Origin of the sequence: Segatella copri (assembly GCF_015074785.1) — a bacterium.
In the GTDB taxonomy this organism is placed as follows: Bacteria; Bacteroidota; Bacteroidia; order Bacteroidales; family Bacteroidaceae; genus Prevotella.
The window spans coordinates 104,436-115,206 of sequence record NZ_CP042465.1 but is presented as its reverse complement, the minus strand read 5'-3'; the positions used below and the strand labels follow the sequence as shown (position 1 = coordinate 115,206).

General features: G+C 46.6%; 5 protein-coding genes and 3 rRNA genes. 2 read left to right on the top strand and 6 right to left on the bottom strand.

Annotated features, from left to right (window positions below):
* Positions 1 to 264: 264 nt before the first annotated feature.
* From FO447_RS15910 to FO447_RS15890, 5 genes are all read right to left on the bottom strand, one after another.
* Positions 265 to 504 (bottom strand): hypothetical protein, encoded by a 240-nt coding sequence (locus FO447_RS15910; protein WP_118066944.1) that lies wholly within the window; start codon positions 502 to 504, stop codon positions 265 to 267.
* A 102-nt stretch (positions 505 to 606) separates the two neighbouring features.
* Positions 607 to 1,278: a transcription termination/antitermination NusG family protein gene (locus FO447_RS15905; RefSeq protein WP_200758656.1), complete on the bottom strand. Its 672-nt coding sequence runs from the start codon at positions 1,276 to 1,278 to the stop codon at positions 607 to 609.
* A gap of 316 nt (positions 1,279 to 1,594) precedes the next feature.
* Positions 1,595 to 1,707 (bottom strand): 5S ribosomal RNA (gene rrf / locus FO447_RS15900).
* Positions 1,708 to 1,834: 127 nt separating this feature from the next.
* Positions 1,835 to 4,732, bottom strand: a 23S ribosomal RNA gene (locus FO447_RS15895).
* 407 nt (positions 4,733 to 5,139) lie between these two features.
* Positions 5,140 to 6,671 (bottom strand): 16S ribosomal RNA (locus FO447_RS15890).
* The 16S, 23S and 5S rRNA genes sit together here, the layout of an rRNA operon.
* A gap of 650 nt (positions 6,672 to 7,321) precedes the next feature.
* Here FO447_RS15890 and FO447_RS15885 point away from each other — a divergent pair.
* Both FO447_RS15885 and FO447_RS15880 read left to right on the top strand, forming a co-directional pair.
* Complete coding sequence (locus FO447_RS15885) at positions 7,322 to 8,002, top strand: SGNH/GDSL hydrolase family protein (RefSeq protein WP_006848162.1); 681 nt, start codon at positions 7,322 to 7,324, stop codon at positions 8,000 to 8,002.
* 27 nt (positions 8,003 to 8,029) lie between these two features.
* Positions 8,030 to 9,472, top strand: coding sequence for an alanine/glycine:cation symporter family protein (locus FO447_RS15880; RefSeq protein ID WP_200758655.1), 1,443 nt, complete (start codon positions 8,030 to 8,032; stop codon positions 9,470 to 9,472).
* Between the two features lie 129 nt (positions 9,473 to 9,601).
* Here FO447_RS15880 and FO447_RS15875 read toward each other — a convergent pair whose 3' ends face one another.
* On the bottom strand, positions 9,602 to 10,771 hold the full coding sequence (locus tag FO447_RS15875; RefSeq protein ID WP_200758653.1) for a TlpA disulfide reductase family protein: 1,170 nt from the start codon (positions 10,769 to 10,771) through the stop codon (positions 9,602 to 9,604).

The following is a 10,771-nucleotide window of genomic DNA, read 5'->3' as shown; positions in this document are numbered from 1 at the left end:
AATCTGCTTTTTTTTCTTCTATGGTCATAACTTAAGTTTTGTTTCGACTCCCCTGTCCCCCTCTGGCGAAGAGGGGGTCCTTACCCTATACCCAAGCCCTAAATCCCTACCATAGGGATTAGGGATGTAACCGCCCTCCGGTGCTCGGAACCGCTACGCTATAAGGTTGGCGGGGCATCAAAGCCCTCGCCATGGTTGTGCGGGATGGGACCGCTTTGCTATAACTTACTATAACATTTTACTCAGATAACTCATATTAGTGGGCTACCAGCCAAAAATGTCACTATGTGTACCTGTATCGGTTAAAGCAAGACTCTTCATTAATTCATCCAAATCATTAGTAGCAAAGAGTTTTTCATTCTTTGCTGCTTCTAATGCCTTGTCTAATCTACAAGCCTTAGGGGCTTTTTGCTTTTTGGCAACCCACCCGAATTTCTTAATCAATGATTTGAAAAGAGAAATATCGGTTGCAGGGACATATAATGTATATGTAGCTGTATTCATAATTGTATCTCCTTTTTTAGGTGCAAAGATAAGGGTTTTCCGTGAAACTTCAAGAATGTATACCAACGGTTCCATTTTTATGCAACAAGAGCATTCTACAACTTAATCTTCTTCTACGACTTCGAGTAAATTTCTACTTATCGTAAGCGTTGCACCACTGATATACTTGATTTCGCTGCCGATGACGGCTTTCTTGCCATTATAGCTCTGTACGTATGCTTCCGCACCTTTCATGCTGCCTGCTACCACTCGCACTTTGATTCCTTTCTTCAAAGGAACAGGGGCAGCAGTGACAGGCTCTTCATCATTCTCTACAAAATATCGATAGTTGGCAACAACCTGGTCGGGAATTTGATATATTTTCCTTTGACCTGGCATCGTCAGCATCTTATACACATCCGAACGGAATCGGATTTTGTCAAGTTGTCTCGGAGAAACATTGCAAAAGATAAAGGTGGAAAGAAATAGCTTTTCTTTCACTTTTCGCTTATTGGACCGTTTGTCTATATAAACTACTTTTACCTTGGGAATCCAGTAATCAAACCAAACATGATTGTGATTAAGATTGATTCGTATAGAATCAGCTATTCTCGTTTCACAATTCACTCTCACTACAGCCACATACCATCCTGCATCAGCAGGTTTTTCAAGCCCTTCATTAGGCTTTTCCGGAACCTTTTTCTTAGCGTTTTGTTCACTTTTTGCCACGGCTTCGCCGTCGTCCCCTGCAATAGTGGACGTTACCTGTGAGTGTATATTTGTCTCTTTCATCATGCGAATCAAGTTCGTTATTTGATGTCGTTCATCTGAATCTCTACATAAGAGACACAGAAACTCTTTGCAAATATAAGATAATTGTTGGAAACTAGCAAATTATGCGTGTTAAAAAATTAATATCATTCTACGAAATTCTACATTATTTCAGCATTCTTTTCGTACACAATCTTCTAAGTCGTTGATTGAAAGAATGTTTTCCGGTTTTCTGTATCTCTCATGTAAAGATTTGGGAAAAATCTGTGAGCATCTGTGAAATCTGTGGGAAAAACAAAAAAGCCTCAGAAATCTTTCGAAATCTGAGGCTCTTGATAAAAGGAGGCGGCTACCTACTCTCCCGCATTGCATTGCAGTACCATCGGCGCAAGTGAGCTTAACTTCTCTGTTCGGAATGGGAAGAGGTGGGACCTCACCGCAATAACCACCTGATAATGGGTTATGACGTATTTGCACACAAGCAAACGTATAAGTAATGTTGAATGTTGATTGTTGAATGTTGAATTACAACTTTCAGCACCATTCAGACTGTACATACAGTTGAAACTATGAACTTATTTAAAGAAAGTGTTCGGGCAATTAGTAATGCTCGGCTTTGACATCGCTGTCTTTACACCTGCATCCTATCAACGTCATCGTCTCTGACGACCCTCAATGGAGTTCTCATCTTGCGGCTGGCTTCGCACTTAGATGCTTTCAGCGCTTATCCAATCCAGACTCAGATACCCAGCGGTGCGCCTGGCGGCACAACTGGTAAACCGGAGGTCTGTCCATCACGGTCCTCTCGTACTAGTGACGGCACCACTCAAAACTCCCACGCCCACGATAGATAGAGACCGAACTGTCTCACGACGTTCTGAACCCAGCTCGCGTGCCACTTTAATGGGCGAACAGCCCAACCCTTGGGACCTTCTCCAGCCCCAGGATGTGACGAGCCGACATCGAGGTGCCAAACCACCCCGTCGATATGAGCTCTTGGGGGGGATCAGCCTGTTATCCCCGGAGTACCTTTTATCCTTTGAGCGACGGAGTTTCCATACACATCCGCCGGATCACTATGCCCCAGTTTCCTGCCTGCTCGGCATGTCTGCCTCCCAGTCAAGCGCCCTTATGCCATTGCACTCTTTGAGGTCGGTTACCAATCGACCCGAGGGCACCTTTGGAAGCCTCCGTTACGCTTTTGGAGGCGACCACCCCAGTCAAACTACCCACCAAGCAGTGTCCTCGCACTAGCGAGTTAGACCTCAGACAGCCAAAGGGCCGTATTTCAAGGATGGCTCCACGAAAGCTGGCGCTCCCGCTTCAAAGCCTCCGGCCTATCCTACACATCGGATGACCAAGGTCAATGCTAAGCTGTAGTAAAGGTTCACGGGGTCTTTTCGTCCCATCGCGGGTAATCGGCATCTTCACCGATACTACAATTTCACTGAGCTCATGGTTGAGACAGCGTCCGGATCATTACACCATTCGTGCAGGTCGGAACTTACCCGACAAGGAATTTCGCTACCTTAGGACCGTTATAGTTACGGCCGCCGTTTACCGGGGCTTCAATTCAATGCTTCCCATTGCTGGTGACATCTCCTCTTAACCTTCCGGCACCGGGCAGGTGTCAGGCTGTATACGTCATCTTTCGAGTTTGCACAGCCCTGTGTTTTTGTTAAACAGTTGCCTGGACCTATTCTCTGCGCCTCGCTCATCACGAGGACCCTTTATCCCGAAGTTACAGGGTCAATTTGCCTAGTTCCTTAACCATGAATCTCTCAACGCCTTAGTATGTTCTACCCGACCACGTGTGTCCGTTTGCGGTACGGGTGCCGCATGGGTTAAGCTTAGCGGATTTTCTCGGGAGTATGATTACCCACACTATCAGATTCCTCCGAGGAGGACTCCGTACTGTCAGGTTCAGCTCGGAGAGTGGATTTGCCTGCTCTCCTCAACACCTACACCCTTCAACGGGGACTTCCGTCGCCCCGCGGTGGTTTCACTGCTCCGTCTCCACATCGCCCCATGCGGCAGTGACGGAATATTAACCGTCTCTGCCATCGCCATCGCCGTTCGGCTTAGACTTAGGACCCGACTGACCCCGGGCTGATTGGCATTGCCCGGGAAACCTTGGTCTTACAGCGGGAGGGAATCTAACCCTCCTTATCGTTACTTATTCCTACATTTGCTTTACTCACCGCTCCAGGATAACTTACGTACACCATTCGACGCTGTGAGTATGCTCCCCTACCGATACTTTTATAATTGCTATCCCGCGCCTTCGGTGTCTGCCTTATACCCGATTATTATCCATGCCCGGACCCTCGACTAGTGAGCTGTTACGCACTCTTTGAATGAATGGCTGCTTCCAAGCCAACATCCTAGCTGTCATAGGGACCAGACTTCGTTAGACTAACTCAGGCAGAACTCCGGGACCTTAGACGGCGGTCTGGATTCTTCTCCTCTCGGGGACGGACCTTAGCACCCGCCCCCTTACTGCCGGACTGCAAACCGTGAGCATTCGGAGTTCGTCAGGACTCGATAGGCGGTGAAGCCCTCTTGTCCTATCGGTCGCTCTACCTCTCACGGTGACCATCCGACGCGGCACCTAAATGCCTTTCGGGGAGTACGAGCTATCTCCAAGTTTGATTGGCCTTTCACTCCTACACTCGGCTCATCCAGAAGCTTTTCAACGCTTATTGGTGCGGACCTCCATCCCGTGTTACCGGGACTTCATCCTGGCCAAGTGTAGATCACTTGGTTTCGCGTCTACCCCCACTGACTGTGCGCCCTGTTCAGGCTCGCTTTCACTGCGGCTACGTGTCTCATGACACTCAACCTCGCCAGTGACGGTAACTCGTAGGATCATTATGCAAAAGGCACGCCGTCACATCTTGCGATGCTCCGACCGCTTGTAGGCGTATGGTTTCAGGAACTATTTCACTCCCCTGCTCGGGGTTCTTTTCACCTTTCCTTCACAGTACTCGTTCGCTATCGGTCTCACGGGAGTATTTAGCCTTACCGGATGGTCCCGGCAGATTCGCGCAGGATTCCTCGTGTCCCGCGTTACTCAGGATACCGCTATGCCTGATCTGGCTTCGTGTACAGGATTATCACCTTCTGTGATGTAACTTTCCAGATACTTCCACTCACCATTTCAGTACAATGTCGCGGTCCTACAACCCCAGCCACGCCTTGCGACGCCACTGGTTTGGGCAGTTCCCCGTTCGCTCGCCACTACTGGGGGAATCATTCATTTATTTTCTCTTCCTGCAGGTACTAAGATGTTTCAGTTCCCTGCGTTAGCTCTAACACTTAAGTGCTAGTAACCGTCCTTCAGACGGCTAGGTTGTCCCATTCGGAAATCTTCGGATCAAGGGTTATTTGCACCTACCCGAAGCTTATCGCAGCTTATCACGTCCTTCATCGCCTCCGTGAGCCTAGGCATCCGCCATACGCCCTTTCTTACTTTCTTTACGACTGTATTTGTTATCTCGTTTATCATTGCTGATTACTCGACAACGAATAAGTAGCTCATACTTTCAGCTGTATTCTAACAAAGTGAAATCTCATCTTGCGATTTGATTTACTTTAGTCTGAACTAAAGTTCATTACTTACAGTTTTGCTTGTGTCAATATGTCAAAGATCTTTTAAAGGTAAAAGGGTAAAAAGGTAAAAAAGTAAAATACTTCATACCGGCCTTTTCCTTTGGAGTGGAGATTGTGGAGTTGAACCATTTTGTTTGAGCCATCCCTATATATTATATAATGTATAAGGAATCCCAGTCTCCTGTATTTGATTAAACAGATGGTGCGTACAAGAAGAGAAGCGAACTTTTAAGTCATGTTCCTAAAATCTTCATAGGAAATTCGTCTCTCCAGAAAGGAGGTGTTCCAGCCGCACCTTCCGGTACGGCTACCTTGTTACGACTTAGCCCCAATTACCAGTTTCGCCCTAGGCCGCTCCTTACGGTCACGGACTTTAGGCGCCCCCGGCTTTCATGGCTTGACGGGCGGTGTGTACAAGGCCCGGGAACGTATTCACCGCGCCATGGCTGATGCGCGATTACTAGCGAATCCAGCTTCGTGGGGTCGGGTTGCAGACCCCAGTCCGAACTGAGACAGGCTTTAGGGATTTGATCCATTTTGCAAGGGACCGTCTCTCTGTACCTGCCATTGTAACACGTGTGTAGCCCCGGACGTAAGGGCCGTGCTGATTTGACGTCATCCCCACCTTCCTCACACCTTACGGTGGCAGTGTCCCCAGAGTGCCCAGCTTGACCTGATGGCAACTAAGGAGAGGGGTTGCGCTCGTTATGGCACTTAAGCCGACACCTCACGGCACGAGCTGACGACAACCATGCAGCACCTTCACAGAGGCCCCGAAGGGCGTCATTGTCTCCAAATCCTTCCTCTGCAATTCAAGCCCGGGTAAGGTTCCTCGCGTATCATCGAATTAAACCACATGTTCCTCCGCTTGTGCGGGCCCCCGTCAATTCCTTTGAGTTTCACCGTTGCCGGCGTACTCCCCAGGTGGGATGCTTAATGCTTTCGCTTGGCCGCTGACCTATTCAGACCAACAGCGGGCATCCATCGTTTACCGTGCGGACTACCAGGGTATCTAATCCTGTTCGATACCCGCACTTTCGAGCTTCAGCGTCAGTTGCGCTCCAGTGAGCTGCCTTCGCAATCGGAGTTCTTCGTGATATCTAAGCATTTCACCGCTACACCACGAATTCCGCCCACTTTGTGCGTACTCAAGGAAACCAGTTCGCGCTGCAGTGCAGACGTTGAGCGTCTACATTTCACAACACGCTTAATCTCCGGCCTACGCTCCCTTTAAACCCAATAAATCCGGATAACGCCCGGACCTTCCGTATTACCGCGGCTGCTGGCACGGAATTAGCCGGTCCTTATTCATAAGGTACATGCAAAAAGCCTCACGAGACTCACTTTATTCCCTTATAAAAGCAGTTTACAACCCATAGGGCCGTCATCCTGCACGCTACTTGGCTGGTTCAGGCTCTCGCCCATTGACCAATATTCCTCACTGCTGCCTCCCGTAGGAGTTTGGACCGTGTCTCAGTTCCAATGTGGGGGACCTTCCTCTCAGAACCCCTACTGATCGTCGCCTTGGTGGGCCGTTACCCCGCCAACAAGCTAATCAGACGCATCCCCATCCATCACCGATAAATCTTTAATCTCTTTCAGATGTCTTCTAGAGATATCATTGGGTATTAGTCTTACTTTCGCAAGGTTATCCCCAAGTGGTGGGCAGGTTGGATACGCGTTACTCACCCGTGCGCCGGTCGACGCCCATCAAAAGCAAGCTTTCGATGTCGTTTCCCCTCGACTTGCATGTGTTAAGCCTGTAGCTAGCGTTCATCCTGAGCCAGGATCAAACTCTCCATTGTAAAGTATCCTCTACATTTTTGTCACGACTCGGAAATAAAAGCAAGCTTTCATTTCTCTCGCTGCTCCAAAAATTGTAAAATATCATTTTTACCCAACCTTGCGGCTTGGTTTGTTTGTTGTCTGTACTTAGGACGAATATCCTTTTCGTTTATTGAAGCTTAGTAAACCTGACTTGTCAATTTCTTGACGGTTCGTTTCTTTTACCCAGTCAACTTTCTTATTTCTAAGAAGTTAACCGCTTCTTGTACTACTTGTCTGTTTGTGTAAAATCTTTCAAAGAACTCTTTCTTTAATCGCTAAGAGAAACCGTATTTCTCAAAAGCGAGTGCAAAAGTACTAACTATTTTCGAAACAGCCAAATCTTTTCGCAAAAAAGTTGAGATTTCAGTGCGTTTTTAACACTTATAAAGATTTTAGCATGGCGATTTATTGTGTATACCTTATTATATATATGCATGCGTGCGCTCTCGTGCATATACGCTTGAGCGCGCACATGATTTAATTATGGTATAACTCAAATCATGCTTAGTTTTAGACAAAAATAGAAACAGAAAGATGAATTTTCCTCCGATATTTTTTGTCTATTCACATATTTATATTACTTTTGCAGCAGAATTACATAAGAAGCATTAAAACAAGAACAAGCATCATGAAAAGATTTACGATTATCATTTCTTTCATTATGCTCACCTTCATGCCGCTCATGGCACAGGTGAAGCAGACCGTTGCCGTTCTCGGTGACTCGTATTCCACTTTCGAGGGGTTCATTCCTAAGGGTTATGCCACCTGGTACTCACCTACTACTCCACCAGAAACTACAGATGTAAACAAGGTTGAGCAAACCTGGTGGTGGCAAGTTATCAAGGAAGGAGGCTATAAAATGGGAAATATCAATTCTTATTCTGGTGCTACCATCTGCAACACTGGCTATCGTGACGAAGATTATACCGACCGTTCTTTCATCACCCGCAGTTCTCTTCTTGGCAATCCGGATATCATCCTGATTTGCGGTGCTACGAATGACAACTGGGCTGATGCCCCGCTCGGCAACTATCAGTATAGCGACTGGAAGCGCGCAGATTTGTATTGTTTCCGCCCAGCCATGGCCAAGCTGCTTTCTGATATACGACAGCATTATCCTAATGTAGAGGTATATTTCATCTTAAATTCTGAACTCAAAGATGTAATCAATGAGTCAGTTAAAAAGATCTGCAACAAATATCAGGTTCCTGTCATTGCTCTTCATGATATTGACAAGAAAAATGGTCACCCTACAATCAAGGGAATGAAAAGTATTGCAGACCAGGTTCTGAAGGTTATAAAAAAGTAAAGAAAATAAGAAGTTTTAAATAGATAAATGATAGATTCAATACAAAACATTTTAGTTCAGGTTAGCGATTTCCTTTGGTCGTATATCATCATCACCGTCTTGATATGCTGTGCCCTGTTTTTCACTTGGCGTACCCGTTTCGTCCAGTTCCGCCTAATCAGAGAGATGATCAGGCTGCTGATTCATCCCGACAAGGTACAACCGGAAGAAATAGGACACGATGAACTGTCGATGGAGGTGAAAGTGGATGGCGAAATGAAACACATTTCTTCCTTCCAGGCATTCGTGGTAGCATTGGCTAGCCGTATTGGCACCGGTAATCTTGCCGGTGTGGCTACTGCTGTCAGCATCGGTGGACCGGGAGCAGTATTCTGGATGTGGATGCTGGCTTTGCTGGGTTCTGCATCCGCTTTCATAGAATCAACTCTCGCCCAACTTTACAAGCGGAAAGGCAAAACATCTTTCTATGGCGGACCGGCCTATTATATGAAGTATGGTTTGGGAAAGGGATGGATGGGTATTCTTTTTGCCGTGCTGATGATCATTACCTTCGGCTTTGCCTATAATTCAGTGCAGAGCAATACTATCTGTCTGGCATGGCAGAAGGCTTTTGGCATAGAACCTGCCACCATGGGAATTGCCCTCACTGTACTCACCCTGCTCATCATCTTCGGTGGTATCCATAGAGTGGCTAAGTTCTCTTCTACCGTGGTTCCTGTGATGGCTGTCATTTATCTTCTGATAGCTGTAGGTGTTGTTGTTTGGAATATCACCAGTCTTCCAAAGGTTCTGCTTACCATTATTGAGAATGCCTTCGGATTCAATCAGGCTGCTGGCGGAGTTCTTGGCGTTACTGTGATACAGGGTATCAAGCGAGGTCTGTTCAGTAATGAGGCAGGTGAAGGTAGTGCACCGAATGCAGCTGCGGTAGCTACAGTCAGTCATCCTGTAAAACAGGGATTGATACAGGCTCTGGGTGTTTTTACAGATACGCTGGTCGTATGTTCCTGCACCGCATTCATTATCCTGGTGAGCGGTGTGGATCTTACTGCTTCAAATGGTATTCAACTCACCCAGGATGCCCTGACCCACGAAATCGGAAGCATCGGCAATCCGTTTGTTGCGGTAATGATATGGCTGTTTGCCTTTAGCAGCATCATCGGCAATTATTATTATGGAGAAACCAATGTGAGATATATCAGGGACTCCAAGCTGGGTGTATTTGTCTATCGTCTTGCTGTAGCAGCAATGGTGATGGTCGGAGCGGTAGTATCTCTGGATTTTGCATGGAGTTTTGCAGATATCACGATGGCTCTTCTCACCCTCTGCAATCTCGTAGCCATCGTCCTGCTTTCCCGTCAGGCCGTCTTCCTGTTGAAAGACTATCGCCAACAGAAGAAGGAAGGTAAGAATCCTGTATTCACCAAGGATAAGATGCCAGAGATTGCTGATAAACTGGAGGCATGGTAAAGTTACAATGATGGATTTTCATTTCGCGAAAATCTATCCTTCATACAAGTCATCAACAAAATTCCCCGATACGAATCCTGCAAGAATACAGAGGATTCATATCGGGGATTTTTTATGCACTAAACTATTTTATTTCTTATAGTAATCGTATAAGAAAGCATCAAGATAAGCACCACGCATGTTGGTCTTATAGAAATTGCCATCCTTATCTAAGATGAGACAGGCTGGAATACCATTGATGCCATACTCGCCCATCACCATACCGCCAAAACCTTCAGGATTGCGAACCTGTGTCCAGGTCATTCCTTCCTTGGCCATTGCCTTTTTCCAGTCGGCATCTCTCTCATCTACGGAAATACTGATGATGTTGAAATCCTTGTATTTCTCGTGTACCTTCTTGAGATGTGGAATCTCCTGACGGCATGGACGACACCAGGAAGCCCAGAACTCCAACATGGTGTATTCACCCTTCTTGATAAGTGAAGAAAGCTTCACCTGCTTGCCTTCAGGAGTAACAACGGTACCATCGATATAATGGTTGCCGATAGCAGTATGCTTTGCCATCTCTGCCTGCATCTGCAGCATCGGATATTGTGCAGAAGAACTCCAGTCATTCTTCAACCAGCCCATCATCTCGTCAATCTGCTGAGAGGTATATGGGGTTGGTAAAGAAGAGAAACTCTCGAGAAGCAAGTCGAAGGCTACCAGAGAAGTGGTATGCTGCTGAATAAACAGACTGGTCTGATGGCGCATTTTCTCCTGCAACTTGATGGCTTCCTTGGCAAGGGCTACACGCTGTGCCAAATCGGTAGTCTGGTTGATACTATCATCCATCTTGTGCATTTTGTCCTGAATAGGTGACATCAGTTCAAGATAAGCCTGATAAATATCCTGAGTGGTAGAACCCTTTACAACAGGCTCTATCATACTCATATCACGCTCTGCAGGAAAACCGGTAAGGTCTACATCGTAGGTCATCGGCTTATTCTCTACATAGACTCTTGTTGAGAATATTTTCTGATAGTCAGGCTCAGCTGTACCAGGCTTGTTCATATCAATAACCATCTGATACTGCTCAGGCTGGTTAACTACCCCCTTGAGGGTGAACTCACCATTCTTGATTGTAACGCTATCCAGATTGGTAACACCTTCCAATCCATACTTCTGCAACATGACAGAACAGCCGTCCACGTTACCTTTAACCTTACCTTTCATCTCAAAATTCTGCGCACTGGCAGCCATTGCAAGTACAAGACCGGCAAGTGTCATCATGCAAGTTTTCATTTTCATCTTATTCAT

Bases quoted from the DNA above. Each gene is read 5' to 3' on its own strand.
- FO447_RS15910 (WP_118066944.1), bottom strand. From the start codon at position 504: ATGAATACAGCTACATATACATTATATGTCCCTGCAACCGATATTTCT.
- FO447_RS15905 (WP_200758656.1), bottom strand. From the start codon at position 1,278: ATGATGAAAGAGACAAATATACACTCACAGGTAACGTCCACTATTGCA.
- FO447_RS15880 (WP_200758655.1), top strand. From the start codon at position 8,030: ATGATAGATTCAATACAAAACATTTTAGTTCAGGTTAGCGATTTCCTT.
- FO447_RS15875 (WP_200758653.1), bottom strand. From the start codon at position 10,771: ATGAATAAGATGAAAATGAAAACTTGCATGATGACACTTGCCGGTCTT.
- FO447_RS15885 (WP_006848162.1), top strand. From the start codon at position 7,322: ATGAAAAGATTTACGATTATCATTTCTTTCATTATGCTCACCTTCATG.